This is a genomic window from Vibrio sp. SCSIO 43135 (genome assembly GCF_023716665.1).
Classification (GTDB): Bacteria; Pseudomonadota; Gammaproteobacteria; order Enterobacterales; family Vibrionaceae; genus Vibrio; species Vibrio paucivorans.
Genome location: NZ_CP071860.1, coordinates 1,545,443 through 1,568,415, shown reverse-complemented (window position 1 = coordinate 1,568,415; position 22,973 = coordinate 1,545,443). Strand labels below are relative to the sequence as shown.

At 46.1% G+C, this 22,973-nt stretch carries 23 protein-coding genes and 1 riboswitch; of the genes, 14 read left to right on the top strand and 9 right to left on the bottom strand.

Annotated elements, in window-relative coordinates:
• The first annotated feature begins 245 nt into the window (after window positions 1-245).
• The 6 genes from J4N42_RS21605 (at window position 246) to J4N42_RS21585 (ending at window position 4,888) form a co-directional block, all read left to right on the top strand.
• A complete protein-coding gene (locus J4N42_RS21605; protein WP_252032297.1) occupies window positions 246-1,679 on the top strand; it encodes a tryptophanase in 1,434 nt (477 codons plus the stop codon).
• A 118-nt stretch (window positions 1,680-1,797) separates the two neighbouring features.
• A complete protein-coding gene (locus tag J4N42_RS21600) occupies window positions 1,798-1,956 on the top strand; it encodes a hypothetical protein (protein ID WP_252032294.1) in 159 nt (52 codons plus the stop codon).
• Window positions 1,957-2,143: 187 nt separating this feature from the next.
• Window positions 2,144-2,272 (top strand): hypothetical protein, encoded by a 129-nt coding sequence (locus tag J4N42_RS22640; protein WP_286036690.1) that lies wholly within the window; start codon window positions 2,144-2,146, stop codon window positions 2,270-2,272.
• A 229-nt stretch (window positions 2,273-2,501) separates the two neighbouring features.
• Complete coding sequence (locus J4N42_RS21595; protein ID WP_252032291.1) at window positions 2,502-3,137, top strand: hypothetical protein; 636 nt, start codon at window positions 2,502-2,504, stop codon at window positions 3,135-3,137.
• Window positions 3,138-3,260: 123 nt separating this feature from the next.
• Window positions 3,261-4,118: a helix-turn-helix domain-containing protein gene (locus tag J4N42_RS21590; RefSeq protein WP_252032288.1), complete on the top strand. Its 858-nt coding sequence runs from the start codon at window positions 3,261-3,263 to the stop codon at window positions 4,116-4,118.
• 188 nt (window positions 4,119-4,306) lie between these two features.
• Complete coding sequence (locus J4N42_RS21585; protein ID WP_252032286.1) at window positions 4,307-4,888, top strand: GNAT family N-acetyltransferase; 582 nt, start codon at window positions 4,307-4,309, stop codon at window positions 4,886-4,888.
• A gap of 231 nt (window positions 4,889-5,119) precedes the next feature.
• Here J4N42_RS21585 and J4N42_RS21580 read toward each other — a convergent pair whose 3' ends face one another.
• On the bottom strand, window positions 5,120-5,746 hold the full coding sequence (locus J4N42_RS21580; protein ID WP_252032284.1) for an isochorismatase family protein: 627 nt from the start codon (window positions 5,744-5,746) through the stop codon (window positions 5,120-5,122).
• 80 nt (window positions 5,747-5,826) lie between these two features.
• Window positions 5,827-6,501, bottom strand: a complete 675-nt coding sequence (locus J4N42_RS21575; protein WP_252032283.1) for a pirin family protein — start codon at window positions 6,499-6,501, stop codon at window positions 5,827-5,829.
• 141 nt (window positions 6,502-6,642) lie between these two features.
• On the opposite strand from J4N42_RS21575, the gene J4N42_RS21570 reads away from it, so the two are divergent.
• The 3 genes from J4N42_RS21570 (at window position 6,643) to ribB (ending at window position 10,091) form a co-directional block, all read left to right on the top strand.
• Entirely contained in the window at window positions 6,643-7,599 is a 957-nt protein-coding gene (locus J4N42_RS21570; protein ID WP_252032281.1) for a LysR family transcriptional regulator, read from the top strand.
• A gap of 54 nt (window positions 7,600-7,653) precedes the next feature.
• Entirely contained in the window at window positions 7,654-9,090 is a 1,437-nt protein-coding gene (locus J4N42_RS21565; RefSeq protein ID WP_252032279.1) for a coniferyl aldehyde dehydrogenase, read from the top strand.
• Window positions 9,091-9,194: 104 nt separating this feature from the next.
• A riboswitch (FMN riboswitch) is annotated at window positions 9,195-9,338 on the top strand.
• 96 nt (window positions 9,339-9,434) lie between these two features.
• The gene (gene ribB / locus J4N42_RS21560; protein ID WP_252032276.1) at window positions 9,435-10,091 is read left to right on the top strand and encodes a 3,4-dihydroxy-2-butanone-4-phosphate synthase; all 657 of its coding nucleotides are present in this window, start codon (window positions 9,435-9,437) and stop codon (window positions 10,089-10,091) included.
• A 96-nt stretch (window positions 10,092-10,187) separates the two neighbouring features.
• On the opposite strand, the gene J4N42_RS21555 is transcribed toward ribB, so the two are convergent.
• Together J4N42_RS21555 and J4N42_RS21550 are read right to left on the bottom strand one after the other, a co-directional pair.
• Window positions 10,188-11,567 carry an L-cystine transporter gene (locus tag J4N42_RS21555; protein ID WP_252032274.1) on the bottom strand — a complete coding sequence of 460 codons (1,380 nt, stop codon included), beginning with the start codon at window positions 11,565-11,567 and terminating at the stop codon, window positions 10,188-10,190.
• A gap of 255 nt (window positions 11,568-11,822) precedes the next feature.
• Window positions 11,823-13,070, bottom strand: a complete 1,248-nt coding sequence (locus tag J4N42_RS21550) for an MFS transporter (RefSeq protein ID WP_252032271.1) — start codon at window positions 13,068-13,070, stop codon at window positions 11,823-11,825.
• A 116-nt stretch (window positions 13,071-13,186) separates the two neighbouring features.
• On the opposite strand from J4N42_RS21550, the gene soxR reads away from it, so the two are divergent.
• Complete coding sequence (gene soxR / locus J4N42_RS21545; RefSeq protein WP_252032268.1) at window positions 13,187-13,612, top strand: redox-sensitive transcriptional activator SoxR; 426 nt, start codon at window positions 13,187-13,189, stop codon at window positions 13,610-13,612.
• Here the strand turns inward: soxR and J4N42_RS21540 are convergent.
• From J4N42_RS21540 to J4N42_RS21520, 5 genes are all read right to left on the bottom strand, one after another.
• The gene (locus J4N42_RS21540) at window positions 13,609-14,493 is read right to left on the bottom strand and encodes a LysR substrate-binding domain-containing protein (RefSeq protein ID WP_252034130.1); all 885 of its coding nucleotides are present in this window, start codon (window positions 14,491-14,493) and stop codon (window positions 13,609-13,611) included. The genes soxR and J4N42_RS21540 overlap by 4 nt on opposite strands.
• A 562-nt stretch (window positions 14,494-15,055) precedes the next feature.
• Window positions 15,056-16,354 carry a sensor histidine kinase gene (locus tag J4N42_RS21535; RefSeq protein ID WP_252032266.1) on the bottom strand — a complete coding sequence of 433 codons (1,299 nt, stop codon included), beginning with the start codon at window positions 16,352-16,354 and terminating at the stop codon, window positions 15,056-15,058.
• 30 nt (window positions 16,355-16,384) lie between these two features.
• Window positions 16,385-17,092 (bottom strand): response regulator, encoded by a 708-nt coding sequence (locus tag J4N42_RS21530; RefSeq protein WP_252032264.1) that lies wholly within the window; start codon window positions 17,090-17,092, stop codon window positions 16,385-16,387.
• Between the two features lie 133 nt (window positions 17,093-17,225).
• Window positions 17,226-17,900 (bottom strand): tRNA (adenine(22)-N(1))-methyltransferase, encoded by a 675-nt coding sequence (locus J4N42_RS21525; RefSeq protein WP_252032262.1) that lies wholly within the window; start codon window positions 17,898-17,900, stop codon window positions 17,226-17,228.
• 32 nt (window positions 17,901-17,932) lie between these two features.
• Window positions 17,933-18,826: a LysR family transcriptional regulator gene (locus J4N42_RS21520; RefSeq protein ID WP_252032260.1), complete on the bottom strand. Its 894-nt coding sequence runs from the start codon at window positions 18,824-18,826 to the stop codon at window positions 17,933-17,935.
• A 190-nt stretch (window positions 18,827-19,016) separates the two neighbouring features.
• Between J4N42_RS21520 and J4N42_RS21515 the strand changes: the two genes are divergently transcribed.
• From J4N42_RS21515 to J4N42_RS21500, 4 genes are all read left to right on the top strand, one after another.
• Window positions 19,017-19,736 carry an SDR family oxidoreductase gene (locus J4N42_RS21515; protein ID WP_252032258.1) on the top strand — a complete coding sequence of 240 codons (720 nt, stop codon included), beginning with the start codon at window positions 19,017-19,019 and terminating at the stop codon, window positions 19,734-19,736.
• Between the two features lie 165 nt (window positions 19,737-19,901).
• Window positions 19,902-20,294: a glycine zipper family protein gene (locus J4N42_RS21510; protein ID WP_252032256.1), complete on the top strand. Its 393-nt coding sequence runs from the start codon at window positions 19,902-19,904 to the stop codon at window positions 20,292-20,294.
• 85 nt (window positions 20,295-20,379) lie between these two features.
• Window positions 20,380-22,029: a phosphoethanolamine transferase gene (locus J4N42_RS21505; RefSeq protein WP_252032253.1), complete on the top strand. Its 1,650-nt coding sequence runs from the start codon at window positions 20,380-20,382 to the stop codon at window positions 22,027-22,029.
• 160 nt (window positions 22,030-22,189) lie between these two features.
• On the top strand, window positions 22,190-22,972 hold the full coding sequence (locus J4N42_RS21500) for a PilZ domain-containing protein (protein ID WP_252032250.1): 783 nt from the start codon (window positions 22,190-22,192) through the stop codon (window positions 22,970-22,972).
• The last annotated feature ends 1 nt before the right edge of the window (window position 22,973 follow it).

The window sequence follows — 22,973 nt, the reverse complement described above, 5'->3', positions numbered from 1 at the left end:
AAGTTGGTGTTTATAAATCAGTGTCTTAGGTTGATTTGTTTGTAATTGATTAAATCTCGGTTTTTTTGATTTTATTTTGTTTTCTGTGTGTTTGTTCATATAAGAATTTTAAATGTTCGGATAATAAAATTTAATACCTTAATTGTTAGGTTGGGTGAATATTAGAATGAATATCTGTAGCGAAATAATAGTTTGGACTCTAAAAGCTGCAGTGTCCCTATCTCGTAACAATAAGGAAAGTTAGAATGACAACGATAAATCTACCTACAAGTAAGTTTGCATATAAGATTAAAGCGGTTGAAAAAATTCACCAATTGACACGGAAAGAGCGTGAAAAAGCGCTGAAACTTTCAGGCTACAACCCGTTTTCATTATCCAGCAGTCAAGTATACATCGACCTTCACACCGACTCAGGCACCAGCGCGTTGAGTCAAGAGCAATGGGCGGCTCTAATGACGGGCGATGAATCTTACGCAGGAAGCAGCAGTTACGAAAAGCTGTGTCATAGCGTTGAAGATATTTTTGGTTACCGCCAGTGCATACCCACTCATCAGGGAAGAGGTGCAGAGCAGATATTGCTACCGCTTCTACTTGAGAGAAATTTGGGTAAAGGGTCGCCTAATAGCTCACTTGATAACAAAGTGTTTGTATCTAATTTTCATTTCGATACCACAGCAGCTCACGTTGAGTTGACCGGTTCAACTGCCGTTAATTTGGTGATTGAGGATGCGTATAAGACTGATGTTTCCCACCCGTGGAAAGGTAACATCGATATCGAAAAGTTGACGCTGGAAATTGAGCAGCGAGGCGCCCATAACGTTGTTGCGCTTATTATGACGGTGACCTGCAACAGTATGGGTGGGCAACCTGTTTCGATGGAGAACCTTAGGTTAGCGTATGAGGTCGCTCATCGACATGAAATTCCCGTTGTGATGGATGCGGCTCGTTTTGCGGAAAATGCTTGGTTTATAAAAAGGCGTGACCCGAATTATGCCAATCACTCTATCAAAGACATTGTGTTCGAGATGTTCAAATACGCCGACATGATGGTGATGTCAGCCAAAAAAGACGCCATGGTTAATATTGGTGGTCTTTGTGCCATCAAAGATGACCCCGCTCTGTACCGAGAGGTCCAAGTAGGTTGTGTGGTTCGCGAAGGATTTCCTAGTTATGGCGGCCTAGCTGGGCGGGATGTTAATTGTTTAGCGGTAGGCCTATATGAAGCACTGGATGAAGACTATCTTACCGCTCGAATCGAACAAGTTATTCAACTGGGGCTATGGCTGCTTGATGAGGGAATTCCCATCCAGTATCCGGTTGGTGGGCACGCCGTGTTTATTGATGCGGGTAAATTGTTCCCACACATTCCTAGCAGCCAATTTCCAGGCCAAGCATTAGCTAATGAGTTGTATTTGGAAGGGGGCATACGCTGCGCTGAAATTGGTTCTTTCTTGTTGGGCCGAGATCCGGATACCGGTATTCAAAAAGATTCAGCGGTAGAACTGACTCGTTTAGCGATACCGCGTCGAGTGTATAGCAACGATCAACTTCGCTATGTGGTTGAGTGTATGGTCGCGATTAAAAACCGCGCGCAACAAGTCCATGGTTACGGCTTTGTGTATGAACCTCCGGTACTAAGACACTTCTTAGCGCACCTAGAGCCGATCATCGCGCCTTAGTGACTCCATTTGGCGAAGGGGCAGACTCTCCCACCCACCCCTAGTCCTTTTGGACAACTGCCTCTTCGCCTTTTTAATCTCTGTCCTTGGGATCTTGTCAAACCTTTAAGGAGGAAAAATGAAATTGCTTGTCGTAGCGGCCATAGTGATACTCAATGGCTGCACCAATTTAGAAGAAGCTTGTGAAGAGCCACAAGCGGATTGTACGGATTTCGAATGGGTGTGTTTCCCTGCTGAAGATTATATCGAACCAGTCGATCGCGAAGAGGTCGAGTAACAGGCTCTAGTAAGTAAGGATATTTTGGACACTGTGTGTTCCTGTTTTCTTTATCACAGTGACCAAAATCTTTTCATTTCAAATTATTTCTCGTTAATACGGAACATATTCGCGGCAAGTTCGACTGTTTTTCCCTCCTGATAACTTGAGCATACTAATAGGGTACTCAAGAGAAAGGAGGTGTGTGATGAGCTTACCTAAATCCGATTCACCGATGGTTGATTACTATCAGCAAAGATTGCAACACGCAAAAAGTTGGTGGGAGCGAGCCATGCTTTTGTCTCTTATCGAGCTTTGTAATTGGCAACCAAAATAAACTTAGTAGCATTGGGTGGCACATGCTCCAAGCACCCCCACAATTCCGCCGCCTGATGCTGCTTTCCTTTCTGTAATATCGCTAGCCCAGCTATTCTCATTGTCCAATTTTTGTTTCAGTTCTTAGGAGCATATCAAGTAATTTGTTATGTGTTCGTGTGCTTATTGGTGTGTATGCTTAAATTAACAAACTTAATCATATTTATGAATGGCGACAAAAGGATTGATTTATGCCACTTACGTTAGACCAAGCTGCTCAGCTAATGAATCAAGATTTAGAACAATTTTTGCTGCGTTGTCCTCTGTCCATCAGTAGTGCAGGGAAGCAAAAAGGTGAAGTCAGATTTTACTTATATGGTTTGGGTGACACTGCAATGGGACGTCATCAAGGAATGCCAGTGAAAGAAGGACGATTACGTTTATCTACTACTGCGCTTTCGACGACTGCAAAAGCAATTCAATGTATTCATATTCCTGTTTCTCAGTTCGAACAACTCAAGCCTGAATCTATTTCTAAGGTCACTCACTACGATACGGCCAAATTCTTGGTCACGACTCAACTAACAGGCTGTACTTTTGCTATACGCCCGGGCAAGGGCGGTGGGTTAGAGTTTTTACATATCCAGCCTAATGGCGACTTTGATGGTAAAAAAGTCCAGCAAGCCGTCGGCAAAGAGTTTCAAGTGTCGTTTGGTCGAGGCTCGCAAAATGACGGTAGCACCTACGATGACAATTCTCGTGTCACCGTGATGGGGGTTCGAGTGAACAATCTATGGAAAGTGTACGCGCAGTACCAAGATGGTGATGGCAACATTCTTGGTGTGGAATGTATCTACCAAGAGCCTAGCTCAGTCGCTTACGTTTAGTTTGCTCCAAAACTTTCCTATCGAAAAAGCACCTGTCCGGTGCTTTTTTGTTATCTGGGAAAAGAAAATGAGCGTTCAACGCTATATCTGGTGAGGTGTCAGCTATGGTAACTTGGCACTATCATGAGTGTAGGGTTAAGTAGAAGGTACACCAATAAAGTGATTACGTGGAAACGACAACTAGAGCCGATCAAACATTTGGTGGACTGGGTTTGGTATCTTAAAGTCGAGCAAGATGAACCGATTGACCATCCCCCTCAGTTGATACCGAATGTGAATGCTCACTACATTATCTCGCCACCTGAGCAACGCTTTTGTTACTACACCCCTTCTCTACAATACCAAGGTAAAGGGACTCATTTACTCACACCAAACACACATACCCTCACGCTCGATGATAGCGCCCCTTTGACACGCTTAGGGCTACGGCTAACACCGACGGCGTTGTATCGACTTGGGCTTAATGAAGCCGGCCAACTGAATCAATGTCGGCAAGACTCCTGGCTTGATGGTCTGTTCCGATTTAAGGACTATCAAGCCTTGCTGATAAAAGGGGATGAGTCCAATATTTTGCAGCAAGTCGCCAAAGATTTAGCGCCTTTGCTTGATAAAGAAACTAGCGACAGCGCTGCCCAGTTGGCGGACAAAGCGGTGACGGCTATTGAGCTAAGCCAAGGAATGCAAACGAGCGAGCAGTTGGCGCTTAAGTGCCACACCACAAAGCGAACGCTGGAACGAGCTTTCTCCAAGGTGATTGGTATGAGCATTAAGCAGTATCAAACGATAGTGAAGTGTGAGGCTCTGTTTATGCATTTGTATCAACATCCAAATGAAACGGACTGGGCGACATTGGCGCAGCAATTTGGTTTCAGCGATCAACCTCACTTGATACGACAGGTGAAGAAGCTGTTGGGGGTAACGCCGGGTAAATACCTTAGCATTCGCGACTTGGTGATTGATGTCTATGGGGACTTCGAATAGTTACGCTTTCACGTATCAGCGGTTGGGTGAGTGGGAATCTCCACGCGTTGCAAATATTGTCGCAATTATTCAATTCTGATTGCTTTGGCTTAGGTATATTTCGCTTCAAGTCAGGCGCGTAATGAACGTGACCTAACAAGCCTAATCATAATCCTAACAAGAGACTCATAATTTAGAAGGTAACGCCGGTGTCAATTGCACAATTTAAATCAGGGCAGTCTGTTCCATTGATTAACTCGTTTAGCATTAGCTTGATCAAAGCGGATGATCTCATCGACATCATAGAGATGTTTGATAATCCAAATGTTAGTAAATACCTTTTCTTCGCCCCTGCTCCACGCGAAGTGTACGAAGGCTTTTTCAATCCAATCATTGCTAACACAGAGCAAGCGATAGCAACTGGTGAGTGGCCAGACAATCCAACCGCAGTCATTCGTGATGCACAAGGGCAGTTTATGGGCATGACAGGGTTAACTGCGGTGATGTTTTTACAGGGCAATTATGAGGTTGGATATCAATTGCCTGAACATGCGTGGAGACAAGGCATCGCATCCGCTGCCGGGCGATTTATGACCTCAATCGCCTTTAATGAGCTCGAAGCCCATAAAGTGACCGCAGACTGTTACCAAAGTAACACTGGCTCTTACAAAGTGATGGAGTCATGTGGTTTCGTTCAAGAGGGAAGACAGGCTGGTTACTACAAGATGGAACACGGCTTTGATGACCGTGTTCATTACGGAATCACCAAAGCGCAGTTTGAAGCTCTCTAACTTTTAGACATGAGTTTGGTATGAACTCGCAGCAAGTTTGGTAATGCAAGGTAAGACACAACAGGGACAATGATTCCCACTGATACCAACGTCACTGCGAGAGGATGTGCGGAAATATACTGAGTAACCCAGGGTGGAATCCAATACACCAAGGGTAACAAAATGATAAAAGTGTAAAACGCCACCCAATGTTTGTTGGGTGGCGAACTTTTTTGTTCGCCACTCATATTCTTAGCCTCGCGCAAAGTAACTGTTCATCACATAGCCGTACTTGGTGGTGTGGTCGGCCAATACTTTACCTAGCACTTCACCGTAATCACTGCGCCAATCATTCATCAGTTCTGCCAGTACGGAAGCCCATGTGGTGACTTTTACTCCAGCTTGAGTTAAGCGAGCTATCGTGACTTCTTGAACGGTTTTGTTCCACGTACCTGAAGCATCGATCACCGCATACACATCGTAACCTTCTTCGATGGCGGATAGAGCAGGAAACAGCAGGCAAACGTCGGTCACAATACCGGCCATGATGATTTTCTTGCGCCCTGTTTTTTCAATAGCTTGTTTGAATGCTAGGCTATCCCATGCGTTGATCTGACCTTCACGCTCAATCACTTCTGTTCCCAAAATCTCTGGAATCTCAGGCATGACTGGCCCGTTTGGCCCCTCTGGTAAGCTCGCGGTGATAACAGACGGAAGGTTAATCGCCTTGGCCATTTTGCTCAGTGCCACAATGTTGTTTTTCAGCACGGTTGGGTGTTCGTCTCCTAATCCAACCATTAAGCCTGTTTGGTGGTCGATCATCGCAAGTACTGCGTTTTCCGGCGTTAAGAATTCTGAGAATGGTTTTGAGTTGGTCATAGTGTATCCCTCACTGATTTTTGCGGTTTGTCTCTACCCAAATAAACAATTGGGCAGAGAGGGTTTATGGGTAAATAAAGTTATTCGGTATAGATCAAAATGAGCTGGCTTTCGCTGGTGGCCGTGAACGTTAAGTCATCGGTACGAACCAACGTGCCTGCTTCTATGTTTTGTCCATTCACTTGAGCTGTTCCAACGCTAAGATAGGCGAGTACTTCTCCTGCATGAGTTGTCGCTTGGCCTTCTTGCGCTAGTAACACGTCGATGACGGTGTGGCTGGCAAAGGTATCTTGCTCTGAATCGTGGCCACCGTAGACGCGAGTGCGCTCTCCTGGTGTAGGTTGATACACCTTGTAACCTGCTGGTTGCCCTTTGGTTTCTGGTAGAACCCACAGTTGAATCATTTGGTTGGGTTTGTCGTCGGGGTTAACTTCGTTATGAGAAAAACCTTCTCCGCCAGCGCGCTGTACTTGAACATTGCCAGCGCTAAGCCCCTGCCCATGTTCAAGCGAACCGGCATGCTCGATTCGCCCTTTTGCCATCACGCTGATCACGTCGATTTCATGGTGTGGGTGCATACCCGTTTCGCCATAAGGCTGAAAGTTTGCATCGGCCAGATAGACAAAGTGGCCAATACCGTTAAAGGACGCGGCGTTTTTACGAGCGCCAAACACACGTTGGTCCATCACTAGCTGCTTTTCTTTAAGACCAGCAAAGCCACCTTGGGGTAGTTGAGAAAGAGTAAGCAATTCCATATCAAGCTCCAGTGTTTTGATTCGTTGTCGATGGAGTTAGATTAGTTTGTTGCTATAGATTGATATATAAGTGCATTGATATAACATTGTTCTAAAAATGGTAACAATAAAGTGGGAAGCCTCAGTAAGGTGGAGGAAAGAATGGACGCGAAGAGATACGATATTAACGACATGATGGTATTCGCTACTGTCGTTGAAACTGGCAGCTTTACTGCAGCGGCAGAATCGATGGGGTTACCTAAATCGAACATCAGCCGTAAAGTGTCGCGTTTGGAGTCGGAATTAGGTGTGCGCTTGCTTGAACGCTCTACGCGTAGCCAACATCTTACTGAAGTGGGTGAGCGGTACTATGCATACTGTCAGAGAATCAAAGAGGAACTAGAAGCTTCCCGACTTGCGGTGGAAACCTTACTCGAAAAGCCACAAGGTCGGTTGAAAGTGTGCGCATCTGTGGCAATCGGGCAGGGGATGTTGGCCCCATTGTTGGCTCATTACTATCAACAATACCCAGATGTACAAGTGGATTTGGACCTGACCAATCGACGTGTTGACGTGCTTGAAGAAGGCTACGATGTGGTGATTCGCGTCGGGGAGCTGCCGAGTTCGAACTTGATTGCGAAAAAGCTATGTCAGTTAAAGTTAGCGTTGTACTGTGCTCCGTCTTACGTTGAGCAGGCTGGGCTGCCAGTTCAGCCGGGCGATCTCACTCAGCACCAGTGTTTGCTTATGAGTGCCAAAGAGCGCAAACCGGTTTGGCAGCTATTTTCACCGCTCGACACAACCTCCTTAGTTTCTAATCAATCAAGCCCGTCGGTTTCTGTGGCGTTTGCTCCTGTTCTGGAATGCGATGATTTTTCGGTACTCAAACAGCTTGCACTGGATGGAATGGGGATCACCGAGCTTCCACAATACCTAGCTAACGGCTCTGTTGAATGTGGTGATTTGGTGGAAGTGCTGCCTGAATGGCAATTTTCTCCGGTCGATTTATACGCGATTTACCCAAGCCACCGTGGGGCGACACCCAAAGTGCGCTCTTTTCTCGATTTTGTTCATGACAAACTGTCGCCTTTTCGTGGCGAAATAGGCAGTTCTCGCTAACATTAGTAGTGAAACCCGGAAAAACTAGATATAACAACATCAGGGTGGTTGGCTATGGAAAAGGTTGTGGACTTAAATCGTTGGCATAAAGAGCACGTGAAAACCGCGCAAGATCTCCAAGAAGTGTTTACCGAGATCCAGATGCGTTATCAAACGGATCCGTTTCCAGATTACGCTCATCGTGTGGAAAAGCTGCAAAAGCTCAAGCAAGCGTTAAAGGCGCATCAAACAGAGCTAATTCAAGCCATCAGCGAAGATTATGGCTATCGAAGTGAGTTCGATAGTTTGATTTGCGATATTCTCCCGGCCGTCAACCATATTCACTATACCTTATCTCACCTACGTAAATGGATGCGGCCAAAGCGCCGTTCTTCTGGGTTACTGCTCGCTCCATCTCAGACCACAGTTCATTTTCAACCGCTTGGTGTGGTTGGTGTCATCGTGCCTTGGAACTTTCCTATCGTATTGAGCTTGGCTCCGATTGTGACAGCCATAGCAGCCGGTAACCGAGTTATGGTGAAGTTAAGTGAGCATACGCCGAAAGCCAATCGAGTATTAAGTGATGTGTTTGCGTGTTTAAGTGACGACATTCAGCCAGTTGAAGGGGAGGCTGAAATCTCGGCGCTATTTAGCCAGTTGCCGTTCGATCATATCCTGTTTACCGGGTCGACCGCAGTTGGTCGTTTGGTAGCACAGGAAGCGGCTAAAAACCTTACTCCAGTTACCTTAGAGCTCGGGGGGAAATCACCGGCCATCGTTGCTAAAGATGCCGATATCACTTCAGCGGTCGATGCGATTATGCTGGGGAAAAGCATTAATGCGGGGCAAATTTGTGTCGCTCCCGACTATGTTTTTGTTCCCGAAGGCAAAGAGCATTCTTTCATCAACACTTACTTGAAACGCTTCGATTCAGCGTTTGCTAAGCGCAACCAGCAGCGAGAAGTGACCCATATTGTGAACAATGGCCAATATCAACGTTTACAGAGTTATTTATCGGATGCGCGAAGTAAAGGGGCCAAAATTCACACCATTGAAGCAGAACCCAGCACAGGGAGACAAATGCTGCCTCACTTGGTCAGTAACGTTACCTTCGACATGCGCTTAATGCAGGAAGAGATCTTTGGCCCGATACTTCCAGTCGTTACCTACCGCCACATCAACGAAGTTACCAGCTATATTAATAGCCGCCCAAGGCCACTGGCACTTTATTTGATGAGTGGAAGTAAGACGCTGCAACAACAGATCTTGCAGCAAACGCATAGTGGTGGCGTGTGCTTCAACGATACACTTCTGCACCTTGCCGCAGACGATGCGCCGTTTGGTGGGATTGGAGAGTCAGGAATGGGGCAATACCATGGTATTGAAGGGTTCAGAACTTTTTCCAAAGCTAAGACGGTGCTTACCACACCACAATGGTTACCACGTAGTCGAATTATCTTACGCTGGCGAAATCTTGCTCAAAAAGCCCTGTCTACGTTGTTTATTCGCTAGTTTCTAGAGGTCTGCCCTTTTTTCACCGATGAGAAAGGGCTACTATCCACCTGCCTGTTTGGGCAAAGTAATACCTAGGCCAACAATTATGTTGGTACTTTAATTTTTATTCTCAGGGCGGGGCGGAATTCCCCACCGGCGGTATATCCATTTATTGGATCAGCCCGCGAGCGCTCGATTCGTCGAGGTCAGCAGATCTGGTGAGAAGCCAGAGCCGACGGTTATAGTCCGGATGAGAGAGAATGGAAACACACTCACCTGCATCGTGTCAGGAGGGTGCATTTCGTTTTGGATTTTATATCCCTCATACAGCCCTGATTCTGGTGATATTTAGGAGTTTAACCATGAATCAGTCTTCTCTACTTGCCGAGTTCGGCGATCCAATCACTCGTGTTGAAAATGCACTGTCTGCTTTAAAAGAAGGCCGTGGTGTTTTGTTGTTAGACGATGAAGATCGTGAAAATGAAGGCGACATCATCTACTCGGTAGAGCATCTAACTAATGCGCAAATGGCACTGATGATCCGCGAATGTAGCGGCATCGTGTGTCTATGTCTGACGGACGAGCAAGCGACCAAGCTTGACCTTCCACCAATGGTCGTAAATAACAACAGCGCAAACCAAACCGCGTTTACCGTTTCAATTGAAGCGAAAGTTGGCGTGACAACGGGTGTTTCAGCGCAAGATCGTGTGACAACGATTAAAACGGCAGCTAACCCGACTGCTAAACCTGAAGATTTGGCAAGACCTGGTCACGTATTCCCACTACGTGCTCGTGCTGGTGGTGTATTGACTCGTCGTGGTCATACCGAAGGAACCGTGGATCTGATGCAAATGGCTGGCTTACAACCTGCTGGCGTTCTATGTGAAGTGACTAATCCAGATGGCACAATGGCAAAAGCGCCTGAAATTGTGGCGTTCGGTAAGCTGCACAACATGCCAGTGCTGACGATTGAAGATATGGTTCAGTACCGCACAGAGTTCGATCTTAAGCTCGCTTAAGCGTTCTGCATTACTGCGAAAATAAAGACACGCAGATATACGTACTAATAAAAAATGGCCAGCATATGCTGGCCATTTTTTGTTTAGGTTAAGGGGTTAGGCTTGTTGAGGCTCGGCGTTTGTCTCGCCTGATTGCCCTTTCTTGCCTAGGATTCGGCTGGTAATGGTGCCGGCTGTCATCGCACCCGATACGTTCAGTGCCGTACGCGCCATGTCGATAAGAGGTTCGATCGAGATAAGCAGCGCTGCGATGGTCACAGGTAGCCCCATTGCTGGAAGTACGATAAGCGCAGCAAAGGTTGCGCCGCCACCAACGCCAGCAATACCGAATGAGCTAATGGTAATGATTGCGATAAGTGACAAAATGAAATTGATGTCAGTCGGGTCGATACCTACCGATGGCGCGACCATCACTGCCAGCATGGCTGGGTAGATACCCGCACAGCCGTTCTGACCAATGGTGGCACCAAATGAAGCTGACAAGTTAGCGATCGCTGGCGGTACATTCAGCTTAGTGATTTGCGCTTCTACGTTAAGTGGAATAGTTGCTGCTGAACTGCGTGACGTAAAGGCGAAAGTGAGCACTGGCCAGATTTTCTGAAAGTACTCTTTCGGGCTGACGCCAACAAAAGAGACCAAAATGCCATGTACGACAAACATCAGCGCAATGGCGACATAAGATGCAACGATAAAGCCGAGCAAGTTTAATATGTCAGACGCACTTGAAGTCGCAACCACTTTTGCCATCAGCGCAGCGATACCATAAGGCGTTAGCGCCATGATCATTTTTACTAAACGCATTACGATAGATTGGCTTGCTTCAACAAAGGTGCGAATCGGAGATTCCAGTTCTTCTTTTTCCGCCATGACTTTACGTGCAGCAATGCCCGTTAGCACGCCAAAAATAACCACAGCGATAATCGAAGTAGAGCGAGATCCCGTTAGGTCGGCAAATGGGTTGGTTGGAATAAATGATACCAGCATTTGAGGAATGGTCAGGTCGCTGACTGAGCCAGCGCGATTCTCGAGCACTGCAATACGTGCTGTTTCACGCGCACCTTCTGTGAGCCCTTCAGCCGAAAGACCAAATGCTTGTGTGACCACAATACCGATAATGGCTGAAATTGCAGTCGTGGCTAACAGTACCGAGATGGTCAGCCCTGAAATCTTGCCAAGTGAGCCGCCTTTTTCTAGCTTCACTACGGCTGCAATCATCGATACCAATACCAACGGCATGATGATCATTTTCAGTAAGCCGACATAGCCTCGGCCGACAATATTCACCCATTCTAGAGTTTGAGCGACGACGGTACTGCCTTCTCCAAATAGAAGTTGTAGCGCAAGGCCAAAGCCACTACCTGTGACTAGCCCAAGTAGTACCAAGCGTGAGAGTGTGTTCCCTTTCTTCTGCTGTCCATAGAGGAAGACGAGGATAAATGAAAATACCGCCAGCGAAGCGATAACAGCAATAAGCATTATTGATTGTCCTTGTTATTTATTCTGAATTGATAATTTATGTGAATGTTTTATGGGTTGTTATTCTGTAAAGGTACAAATTATGTTGTTTGGTATGAAATGAAAAAAAGGTATGAAATATAAGAAAAAGGCATTAAATGACTTGGATTCAATTTGATGAGTGAATCGAGGTTGCGAAATGTTTCATTGGTTTAAAAAGGGGCCACCATAAATAGGTGACCCAAGCAGTGAATGAAGAGCACTAGAATCAAGGCCCTAGTGTGCCGTTGCTAATGAGGGTGAGTCGACTCTCTGGCCAAGGCGCATCATCCATGTGGCGGCAACAAGAACGATGATGCCAACGATAACAAAGCCATACTGTGTGGTGTCGGTGTGCGCTAAAAAAGCGATCAGCACGTAGCTTAAACTCTGGACTAGAGTAGAAAACATCACTAGCCCTCCATCGACACGACCTCTCTGCTCCATAGCAATGGTATGGTGCATCCAGTTGGTGCGGGCAATGCGGTTAAGTGCATTGAAAAAGCCAAAACCTAGCGTCAGTAACACGATATACAAAGGTTCTACCATTCCTCCCATCGCCAGCAGCAAACCTGCAAGTACTAACATTGAATATTGCATTATGCGTAGATGAGAGCCTGTGGAGAGGATTTTAGATACCATCAAACCTGTGATCAGCGAACCGAGTCCAAATGCAATGTTATACCACGCGACCCAAGAGCCGGAGACCTGTTGCTCGGCAAACCAAATAGGGACCAGTTTGCCCAAAAACGTCAGAACTGGATAAGACAAGCATGACACAAGCAACACGGCGTAAAACGCAGGTTGTTGGCTGAAAATAGTCTTTATTTCGGTGACTTGCGCCATAAATGGTGTTTTTTGAGAGCGACGGATTTTTTGTGCATAGGGAGTGACCACATAGCTCATCGTTGCAATACCAGAAGCAATGGCGGCGAACAGTGCAAATTCAAACATGCCCCACATCTCGAGTAATACGATGCCCAATGCGCCGGCACCCAGTGTAGTTCCTTGCATCACCACTTCTTGATAGCCGGATATTTTCGCGTATTCCGATTGCTGGTAGTTCTCTTGGGTAAACGCATTATTGGCATTCCAAGCCACGTTACTGGATACCCAAAACACCAACTGGGATGCGGCCAGTATCCATATCGAGCCACTACCAAAAAGGTAACTCAGCATAACAATCAGTGCGGTTGTTGATTGCAGTGCCTGAACGGCGATAAGAACCTGTTTACGTGAATGACGATCGATGAGTGTTGAGAAAAACGGTGTGGTCATAAACGAAATTGCGGTACAAGCAAGCGCCACTAATGCGACAAACGTTCCCATATTAGGTTGCTGCAGCATTAGCCAAGGCAGTGCCATCATAAACAAGCCGGAGCTGATGCCATCAAAGAAGCGTGCTATGAGATATGGAGTTGATTTGTGCTGAGTACTTACCACCCAGCGATTCTTGGCTTGCTGCCCTGTTAGTAGTTTAACCATCGTTGCTTTTCTCCGTGCAATCCAACTGACTGGCTGCTACTCTAATACCTAAAGTTAACTTGAGGTAAAGTGCTATTTTCACTTTTTTGAAAGAATACTGATTCGAGGGGGTAACAATGGAAATGAGTGTTGGGGAAGTCGCTAAACGCGCGGGTGTCGCGGTTTCTGCGTTGCATTTTTATGAGCAAAAAGGCTTGATCACAAGTTGGCGTAATCAAGGCAATCAAAGGCGTTATCACAGTAGCGTGCTCAGAAGAGTAGCGGTGATCAAAGCTGCTCAGCAGGTTGGCTTAACCTTAGAAGAGATCTCTGATGCCATGTCGCACTTGCCACTGAATCAAGCACCCAATAAGCAGCAGTGGGAAGAGATGGCGACAAGTTGGCACGATTTGCTCGAACAGCGAATTGAGCGCCTGCAATCACTGCAAAGTAACCTCAGTGGGTGCATTGGCTGTGGTTGTTTGTCGCTGGAAAACTGCAGCCTGCGTAACCCTGATGATGTGCTAGGAGAGAAAGACACGGGGTCAGTATTGCTGCCTTAATTTTCAGAATGCTTTAGCAGTGACGTTATGGTTGAAAATAACCAACTGTTGAGTGGCGACTCTCTTTTAGCGCGGCGACAGGACATGACATAAGTCACTTCTAACCCTTCTAAGTGACTAGTATCAACCACGCGGCAGCCTTTCGGGACATTGTGCATAAGCGTTAACCCGAAATGGTCTGACTGCAAAACAATATTGTGGCTCATAACCGGATTTTCTACTTCCACGGCTGGAGAGATGTGGTAACCAATATGTTTGAGCCTATCTAGCATTCGATATTTATGATCGTTCCAGCCAGGCGTTTGCAGCACTACCATTGGGTACGCTATTAGTTGTTCCAAAGTTTGCGCGGGATGATCATTTCTAACAAAGAATACTGCCCTATCTGTAGTGATGGTTCGTTGGTACAGAGATTGGGGCATAGAGTCGTCCAACGCATGTATCGCAATGCAGTTTTCTCCCTCTAATAACTGTCTTTTGGGTTCCTCCCCCCAACGTAAGAACGAAAATTTTGCATGTGGTGCTTGTGCTTGTAGTGCTAGGTATAGACGGTCGCCAAAACGACTCCAGAACAATGTGTTGGCATAGATGGTGATGTGTTCTGACAGCGTACTCGGTGAAAACTGCTGGTGCTGAATGGCGTCGGCGCTTCTTAAAATGGCATCAAAGTGATGGATATTGGCATCCATAAAGCTAGTCGGCTCGAAGCCACTCTTAGTTTGGACAAACAGCGGATCATCAAGTTGGCTTTTTAGCTTAGACAATGTTTTGCTAATAGCCCCGCTCGTTTTGCCCATCGCTTCAGCAACCAGCCCAACATTTTTTAGCTGGTACATCTTTGTGAGTACAACAATGTTTTGAATATCTAGATTCATAATGATTCCGCTGTCATCTACTGGCAATTATAGTAGCGCAAGCCTCATCAGAGACACCATGACTTATACCCAATATTGCGAAGGGTGCTAATGGATTTCCGGATCGGAAATCTTGGTTTTCCTCGTGGTGGCAGGGGAGTTGGCTTAAGGTAGACACGTGCAAGAGATAAGGGCGGTGATTTAGCCCCTACCTTGGACTCTTAATTGTTTTAGGAAGCGTTAACCCCGCTTTATATTTTTAGGTTTTTTGGCCAGCAGGATGCTGGCCTTTTTTTTTGTTCGAAGTGTCCGCTCTATTTGTCATCTTCAGAGAAGGGGAGAAAGTTCTCAAATTGGGCACTGCCTAATTGAATTTGCTATGGGGAATAATCAATTTCCGGTTCGGAAATCTTGGTTTTCCTCGTGGCGGCAGGGGAGTTGGCTTAAGGTATACAGGTGCAAGAGATAAGGGCGGTAGTTTAGCCCCTACCTTGGACTCTTAATTGTTTTAGGGAGCGTTAACCCGCTTTACACTTTTAAGTTTTTTGGGCCGGCAGGACGCTGGCCTTTTTTCTTCGTAGTATCCACTCTATGTTTCGTCTTCAGATCGAGGGAGGTGGATATCAAACTGTGCCCCACCTAAGTGACTTTGCTGTACTGAAACCTGACCTCTATGACGTTCAACAATCTGTTTTACTATCGCGAGACCAAGCCCGAAGCCATTGTGTTGCTTGTTACGAGAAGAATCTGCGCTATAAAACGCATCGAAGATAAACGGCCAATGTTGTGACTCAATTCCGTTGCCGTCATCCTCAATACGAATCACCGCTTTATGTGGTTGCTTGATGACAGTGACCTCGATACGGCTTTTCGCATAGCGGTTGGCGTTGTTAATCAGGTTACTAAGTGCTCTGGCCCATAGAGAAGTGTCTATATCGGCATAACAAGGTTCTGATTGATTCACGCTCACAGCGATGCCATTGGGTGTGTTGGCTTTGTTCATTGCCATTTGAATCGTATCGTTGATGTTTGTTCGCTTAACATCTAGCACGGCATCGGGGCGCTCTACTTTGGCAAAGTAAAGCAGCTCCCCCACCATGGATTCCATTTCTTCGGTGTCTTCGACGATACTGGTCACTTTTTTATATTGAGCAGGTGTGAGTTCGTCGTCCAAAAGCATTTCTGCTTGCCACTGCATACGAAAAATAGGCGTGCGAAGGTCGTGAGCGATAGCGTTGGTGAGCGCTCGGTTACTGGTGATCAAATGGCTGATCTTGTCTGCCATGAGGTTAAAACTTTTATTCAAGGTGCCTACGGCATATTTACTCTGAGTGGGAGCTCGTGCAGACAAGTCGCCCTCAGCAAACTGCAGAGTTGCTTGTTCCAGCTGCCGAACTCGGCGGTTAAGAAACCATATCAAGCACACTGAATACAACAAAAAGCCGGCGAAAATGAAGCTCCAAAGAATATTGTCATCGAATGAGATCGCTTGCCTAAGTTCTGTCGATTCATCTGGCAACACACTATAGACAGTCGGGCTATCGGCGAGCTTCAGCCAAAAGTGGTAATCACTGTCGTAAAAAATGGGTTTATCTGGCGAGGGTTGAGAGAAGTAGGCACGAACATCATCAGGCAGGTCGCTGACCGCGTACGCGGTGAGGATTTTATCAGTTTTGTCGACAACGTTTTGTAGGGCTTGAACACCTTGCTCTGCACCTTGGTTTACGTAGATATTGGTGATTAACTCCTGAAACGCTTCTCCCTCAAGTTCTTTGAGGACTTCATCGTAGTCAGTGTATACATTGTAAATAATCACTTCATAGGCGGTCAGGCTTAAACCAAATAGAATAAATAGCCCTAATAAGGATTCTAGGTAGATACGGCGCATAATGACCTCAATGAGCGTTAGGAAGAAACATTACCAAGCATCAGGGACGAACAAGTAGCCTTTGCCTCTTACGGTAATGATACGTTGTGGTGTGGCCGAGTTGTCGCCGAGCTTTTTGCGCAGCGCCACCACTTTGTTATCAATCGTACGGTCGATTCCATCATACTCAATACCTCTTAACGCTTGCATGAGCACGTCTCGCGATAGAGCTTCATCAGGTGACGATGCGAGAATCCATAGCAAATCAAACTCACTGTCGGACATATCGACGGTTTCGCCTTGCAGCTGGCAATGTTTTCGAGACTTATTCAAAGCCAGCTGACCAAACGACAGCGTGTTTACTTGTTCTTCTTTGGCTGCTGATTCGGCAGGCGAACGCCGTAGCAACATTCGCATTCTTGCTAACAAAACACGTGGTTTAATCGGCTTGTTAACAAAGTCATCGGCGCCAATTTCCAATGCCGCGACATGGTCGAAGTCGTCATCGCTGGCAGTGAGCATGAGTACTTTACCTAAGTACTGTGTCCGAATCTGTCGGCAAATTGTCAGGCCATCGTCACCGGGTAGCATTAAATCTAGCAATACGATATCAGGCTGTTGAGTGATGATCGCCTCAACGGCACCTTCACCATCTGCGAACGTAGTAACTGTGAAGTTCTGTTGGCAGAAATATTCACTCAACATGTCGCGTAGTTTCATGTCGTCTTCAATGATAAATAGCGTATGTAAGTTGCTCATAATTCCTCTGCCAATTGAGCGATAGCCAGTAAGGGTAGTCTGCACCACGATGGATTAGGATGCAAAAACAGTAGGAAACGAGTGGATTATCTAGAGGATCGCCACGGTGTGAGCTCATGGCGCCGGATCTGGTTTATTGAGTTAACGTTACACTGGCATACGCTTGTACCGCTTTCGTTGCTTCAACGTTACTGCGTTGTAAGCGGCGGTAATGATTGAGTGTGAGGCTCAGATATTTTTCGGCGATCAATGCTTGTTGGTCGGATTCAGACTGCCAGAGCTTACACCCGACGGCTGAAATAGGCTGACTGCTCCCCTTACTGGCAAGTAGCACTTCATAAATGCGCTTGTTATCCTCGACCAGTGATTCGTTTTTCATCCCATAGCCGAGTTTCGACAAGGTGTTGCGCAGCGTGAATTGTTGATAGACCGGGCACAGCAGGAAATCAATCTCGAGATCTTGGTTGGCTTCTGAAATCGCTTGGCATAGCTGAGCCGTAAGCTCGCCGCCGACACCCGCTATGATGACTAAGTGGCGACCACCAAACTCATTCAAGGGCAGGGTGGCGACATCAATACAGTGTGTATACCAATGGCTGTTAAGATTCGCAGGGAAACGCTGTTTGAGGCGCAGTTCTAGTTTGTCCATCAGTGTCGGCACAATATCGACAAAGTGTATGTTTGGCGCTTTGCCGCTACTCATTAACGCGGCCCCCAATAAACCGTGGTCACAGCAACAGTCCCAAATATGGTCGTAACCGGTTTCAACCATGGACTCAATACGCAGGAGTCGCTTCTTTAACTTCATAGTGTCGATTGCTTTAAATAAAACCGGCGCGATTATAGTCGATCAAAATAGTCTTTTACGAATGAAATAAAGGTTCTTAACCGTTTAGGTTGGTATTTATCTCTTGGGTAGATGGCAGAGAAATCGACGGTCGGGATCTTCCAGTGCTCAAATACTTCTTGCAGCTCGCCTTCTGCTATTTCGTCTTGGCAGTAAATGGTGGGGACTCGAATAATACCGTTGCCATTTAAAGCACCTTTAACTAGCACTCGACCATTTTTGCACTGTAAGTGGCCATGGACTTGCGTGTCGACTTTTTGGGTGTCGTCGCTGCTGATAAAGCTCCACTTTTTCACCGAGCCGGTTAAGCAATGGTGTTGAGCCAACTCTTTTGGGTGACTAGGTGTGCCATAACGCTGTAAGTATTTCGGGCTTGCCAATGTGCCCATTTCAATATCCAGCAGCTTACGTGCGACGAACCCGGCATCATCTAGCTTGCCCATGCGAAAGGCGATATCAAAGTCCTCTTCAATCAGGTCGACTCGATGGCTACTGAAATCGAGGTCGATGCTGACATCTGGGTGCTTAAACATAAAGTCACTCGCAACTTGAGCGATCAGTTCTTCGCCTAAATAGCCACCGACACAGTTGATTTTGATTTCACCTCGAACCGACTCCACGTCGTCGACAGCGGCGAGCAAGGCTTGATCAATACCATGCAACGACTGCTCACATTGTTGGTAGAACGCGTTTCCGGCGTCGGTCAGTTTCAAAGTCCGAGTGGTTCGTATCAGTAAGGTGACACCCATCTGAGCTTCTAGATTACTGATTTGGCGAGAGACATGAGAGCGAGAAACTTCTAGTTCTTCTGCCGCTTTGGTGAAGTTCCCAAGTTTGGCAATCAAGACGAAAGAGCGAATATCGGCAAGGTTGATCTGATTAATCATAATGATGGCCCTACAAGTAATAGTCTTTATTGTTGCTATATAGCAATAGTGTTTCAACTAATGGTGTATATATCAACAATAATGTTTTGCTTAATATACTCCCCATCGCAGCGAGGCAGACCAACTGAAGAGTCGCTGCTCCAAACAATACTTATTAGTGTGGCGGTTAGCCAAGATGAGGAAACATAAGATGAAAAAACTAATTGTAATTACAGGTGCAAGTTCTGGTATTGGTGAAGCGATTGCTCGTCGTCTAAGTGATGAAGGTCATCCACTTCTTTTGTTGGCTCGTCGTGTTGAGCGTTTGGAAGCGCTAAACTTGCCAAACACTCTATGTGAAAAAGTCGATGTTACCGATAAAGCTAGCTTTGAAGCTGCTATCGCGAAAGCAGAAGAAATCTACGGCCCAGCTGATGCACTTGTAAACAACGCTGGCGTGATGCTTCTTGGTCAAATTGATACTCAAGATGCTTCAGAGTGGAAGAGCATGTTTGATGTAAACGTACTTGGCTTACTGAACGGTATGCAATCGGTACTTGCACCAATGAAAGCGCGTAACAGCGGTACGATTATTAACATCAGCTCAATTGCAGGTAAGAAAACGTTCCCTGATCACGCGGCTTACTGTGGTACTAAGTTTGCTGTTCACGCGATTTCTGAGAACGTACGTGAAGAAGTGGCCGCTTCTAATGTTCGTGTGACAACCATTGCACCTGGTGCGGTTGAAACTGAATTGCTGTCTCATACGACTTCTCAAGATATAAAAGATGGTTACGACTCTTGGAAAGAGGACATGGGTGGCGTTCTAGCAGCGGACGATATTGCTCGAGCAGTGGTATACGCTTACCAACAGCCGCAAAACGTTTGTATTCGTGAAATTGCACTAGCACCAACCAAGCAACAGCCGTAATTTGAAGAACTGACTTTCTAGCCCAGCATACTGCTGGGCTTTTTTATGCCTATCACTTGTCATCGGATTCTTACAAACACCGACATTTCTATACAAGCCCACGACATTAATTCTTAATAAAACAGCGTACATTTGTTTCATCCTAGATTATTCAGAGACAAGCCCATGCTGAAATATATCCCTATCGCTTTTACTTCATTGGCACTGACTGCGTGTGCTTACAATCAACAGCCCGTGGTTGATATGACCAATGTGGACCCAGTGCAATATGAGCAAGACTTTAACTACTGCCAAGGTTATGCCGAGAACGTTGATAAAGGTGAAGCCGCAAAAGTGGGAGCCGAAAACAGTGCAATTGGCGGCGCTGCAATGGGGGCAGTGCTAGGCGCGATTGACAGTGGTATCGGCGGCGCAGTGGTTGGTGCAGCCGCAGGTGGTGCGGTCGGCGCTGGAGCAGGAGCGCTTGGCGGCTCAGAAGAAGCGACTAAAACTCAGGCGCTCGTGCTTAGGCAGTGTTTATCGCATAAGGGTTACACCGTTTACGACCTAGAGTCCTAGTTCAAATTATTGACTCATAGAGAGGTGACGCGAATAGGTGTGGCCTCTCTGTGTTATTTTCCTCCTCTCGCTTGTTTGTATACCCATGAATAAATTCAATAAACTGCTTAAGACGGAATTGTCTTACGTGACATTCACCGTGCTTGTCGCCATTTATTTTGCATTAGTCATAAATCTGCCTATCTATAAAGAGTTGGCTTCGATAACCCAGCACCTTGATAACGTTAAGTTAGGCTTTTTAATTTCCGTCCCACTGTTTTTTGCTGCAGCACTCAACTTTCTGTTTAACCTTTTCAGTTGGCCATGGATAACCAAGCCATTTTTCGTGGCGTTGTTGGTGTTTTCAAGTGCAGTGAGCTATGCCGGCTACAACTATGGCACCATGTTCGACTATGGGATGGTTCAGAACATCTTTGAAACCGACAGTGGTGAAGCTCAGGCGTATATCAGCCAATACTCCATTATCTGGGTGGCTGTCATGGGTATTATCCCAGCAATTTTGGTTGCCAAATCTAAATTAGTTTGGCGCTCTGACTTCACTAAGTTGGTGGTGACTAAAGTCCTTTCAATGGCGGCTTCCCTTGCTGTTATTGCGTTTATTGCTGCATTTTACTATCAAGATTATGCCTCGATTGGTCGCAATAATAGTTACCTGAAGAAGATGATTATTCCTACCCAGTTTGTCTATAGCACCACTGGTTACATTAAAGATACTTACTTGTCATCGCCAATGGAGTTCAAAACGTTAGGCGCTAAAGCGCAGCAATCGGATAGGGCGGTTGCTCAAGCCAACAGTAAACCTAATTTGGTTGTGTTTGTGATGGGCGAGACGGCTCGCGCACAAAACTATCAGGTGAACGGCTATCCAAGACCAACCAACCAGTATACCCAACCGCTTAATATGATTACTTTTCATGACGTCCGATCATGTGGGACGGCAACGGCTGTCTCGGTACCATGTTTGTTTACCAACCTAACTCACGATTCTTTCGATTCTGAACAAGCTACGCACCAAGATAATTGGCTGGATATCTTGCAGCACGCGGGTGTCGATGTGCTTTGGAAAGAAAACGATGGTGGCGATAAGTCGATGGCGGCACGGATCAAGAAGATTGAGGTAGACCGTAGCGAAAGCAACGAGTTCTGTGATGGCAGCAGATGTTACGACATGGCGCTGTTAGAAGACTTTGAACGTAATGTGGATTCGATGGATGGTAACCGTTTTGTTGTGATGCACCTGAACGGCAGCCATGGCCCGACCTATTACAAACGCTACCCAGAATCTATGGCACAGTTTCAACCAGCGTGTGACCGAGCGGATATAGAAAACTGTACGCAGCAAGAAATCATTAACAGTTACGACAACACGATTTTGTACACAGACTACGTGGTTAGCCAAACGATCAAACGACTACAAGCGCTGCAGGATAAATACAATGCGGCACTGGTGTACGTATCTGATCATGGAGAATCACTTGGAGAACATGGTGTATATCTGCATGGGTTGCCTTATTCGTTTGCGCCTGATTACCAAAATCATGTGCCATTGATGATGTGGTTTTCAGATGGTTTCCAACAAGCTAAACAGATCAATCTATCGTGCTTGGAAAGCCATACGACAAAACGTGACACTTACTCACACGACAACCTGTTTCACTCAATGCTCGGCCTAATGGACGTTGAAACCGACGAGTACGATGCAAATTACGATTTGTTTAAAACGTGCAGAGATTGAGCTTCCACTTGGCACTGAGTAACAGACGGCATTTACTCAGTGCCTCTTTGATAAACAGAAAGGTGCGCGTTTGTGCAATTTAATGAATAGAAACTTGCTGCGTTTTGAGAGATGTTTTATACCTAAGTAATAGATCCAACACTATTGGTTAGGTAGGACGATGGAAGCGCAAGTATCAGATGAAAATAACGCTCCCCAGGAGCCAATTCAGTTAGCTCAGGAAGAAGAACAGCCGCAAAAAGCTTCGCCACCCAAAGATATGGGTAGTATCGCTTATGGAGAAGATGCTTTCTCAACCGTTAACCCACTCAGTGATGTGGCATTTCATATTGAAACGCCTACAGGTAAGTCTTTGAAGTGCCGTACTAAGTTTATTGGTATTCACTCCCAACACCTTTTGTTACTGGAAAAACCGGATGTGTCTCCACAAGACTTCGCCGTGTTTTTTCAACGTGGGTATCCAATAAAAGCGTGTGCGATTTCGCAGAAAGGGGAAGGTGCTCGCATCTACTTTAAGAGTAAAATTGAGTATGTTGTCCAAGCGGGACCACACAGTATTTTCTTGATTTCTATGCCTACGGCAACCCAAATGGCACATGGCCTGAGAAATGAAGCAAGGCTGGATATTTCTTTAGAAGGTATTTTGTTCCCTGAAGACAAAAAGCACTTATGTCAAATTCGCGATATATCTGGAGGCGGCTGTCAGTTAGTGACTGACAGAACCCTATCGGATTACAAGGTGGGAAATGTGGTTGAGTTCCAGATCCATGACCGTGATGATCCCGATAACAGCCCAACTTTGACGGGTGTCATCAAAAACAAGAAACGCTCTCAGCAGTATTGTAAGTATGGCGTGCAGTTCGATGAGGAAGGGCAGGAGACTGCTAACTCACTACTTGAACGTTTGTCGTTCGATCAAGCGAAACACCAGTTCTTACTGTGAT

What these genes read in the sequence shown, in the direction of transcription:
- J4N42_RS22640 (WP_286036690.1), top strand. Translation starts at nt 2,144, where the DNA reads ATGAGCTTACCTAAATCCGATTCACCGATGGTTGATTACTATCAGCAA.
- J4N42_RS21510 (WP_252032256.1), top strand. Translation starts at nt 19,902, where the DNA reads ATGCTGAAATATATCCCTATCGCTTTTACTTCATTGGCACTGACTGCG.
- J4N42_RS21590 (WP_252032288.1), top strand. Translation starts at nt 3,261, where the DNA reads ATGAGTGTAGGGTTAAGTAGAAGGTACACCAATAAAGTGATTACGTGG.
- J4N42_RS21550 (WP_252032271.1), bottom strand. Translation starts at nt 13,070, where the DNA reads ATGGTTAAACTACTAACAGGGCAGCAAGCCAAGAATCGCTGGGTGGTA.
- soxR (WP_252032268.1), top strand. Translation starts at nt 13,187, where the DNA reads ATGGAAATGAGTGTTGGGGAAGTCGCTAAACGCGCGGGTGTCGCGGTT.
- J4N42_RS21500 (WP_252032250.1), top strand. Translation starts at nt 22,190, where the DNA reads ATGGAAGCGCAAGTATCAGATGAAAATAACGCTCCCCAGGAGCCAATT.
- J4N42_RS21575 (WP_252032283.1), bottom strand. Translation starts at nt 6,501, where the DNA reads ATGGAATTGCTTACTCTTTCTCAACTACCCCAAGGTGGCTTTGCTGGT.
- J4N42_RS21555 (WP_252032274.1), bottom strand. Translation starts at nt 11,567, where the DNA reads ATGCTTATTGCTGTTATCGCTTCGCTGGCGGTATTTTCATTTATCCTC.
- J4N42_RS21515 (WP_252032258.1), top strand. Translation starts at nt 19,017, where the DNA reads ATGAAAAAACTAATTGTAATTACAGGTGCAAGTTCTGGTATTGGTGAA.
- J4N42_RS21505 (WP_252032253.1), top strand. Translation starts at nt 20,380, where the DNA reads ATGAATAAATTCAATAAACTGCTTAAGACGGAATTGTCTTACGTGACA.
- J4N42_RS21580 (WP_252032284.1), bottom strand. Translation starts at nt 5,746, where the DNA reads ATGACCAACTCAAAACCATTCTCAGAATTCTTAACGCCGGAAAACGCA.
- J4N42_RS21605 (WP_252032297.1), top strand. Translation starts at nt 246, where the DNA reads ATGACAACGATAAATCTACCTACAAGTAAGTTTGCATATAAGATTAAA.
- J4N42_RS21600 (WP_252032294.1), top strand. Translation starts at nt 1,798, where the DNA reads ATGAAATTGCTTGTCGTAGCGGCCATAGTGATACTCAATGGCTGCACC.
- J4N42_RS21525 (WP_252032262.1), bottom strand. Translation starts at nt 17,900, where the DNA reads ATGAAGTTAAAGAAGCGACTCCTGCGTATTGAGTCCATGGTTGAAACC.
- J4N42_RS21595 (WP_252032291.1), top strand. Translation starts at nt 2,502, where the DNA reads ATGCCACTTACGTTAGACCAAGCTGCTCAGCTAATGAATCAAGATTTA.
- J4N42_RS21570 (WP_252032281.1), top strand. Translation starts at nt 6,643, where the DNA reads ATGGACGCGAAGAGATACGATATTAACGACATGATGGTATTCGCTACT.
- J4N42_RS21530 (WP_252032264.1), bottom strand. Translation starts at nt 17,092, where the DNA reads ATGAGCAACTTACATACGCTATTTATCATTGAAGACGACATGAAACTA.
- J4N42_RS21520 (WP_252032260.1), bottom strand. Translation starts at nt 18,826, where the DNA reads ATGATTAATCAGATCAACCTTGCCGATATTCGCTCTTTCGTCTTGATT.
- ribB (WP_252032276.1), top strand. Translation starts at nt 9,435, where the DNA reads ATGAATCAGTCTTCTCTACTTGCCGAGTTCGGCGATCCAATCACTCGT.
- J4N42_RS21565 (WP_252032279.1), top strand. Translation starts at nt 7,654, where the DNA reads ATGGAAAAGGTTGTGGACTTAAATCGTTGGCATAAAGAGCACGTGAAA.
- J4N42_RS21535 (WP_252032266.1), bottom strand. Translation starts at nt 16,354, where the DNA reads ATGCGCCGTATCTACCTAGAATCCTTATTAGGGCTATTTATTCTATTT.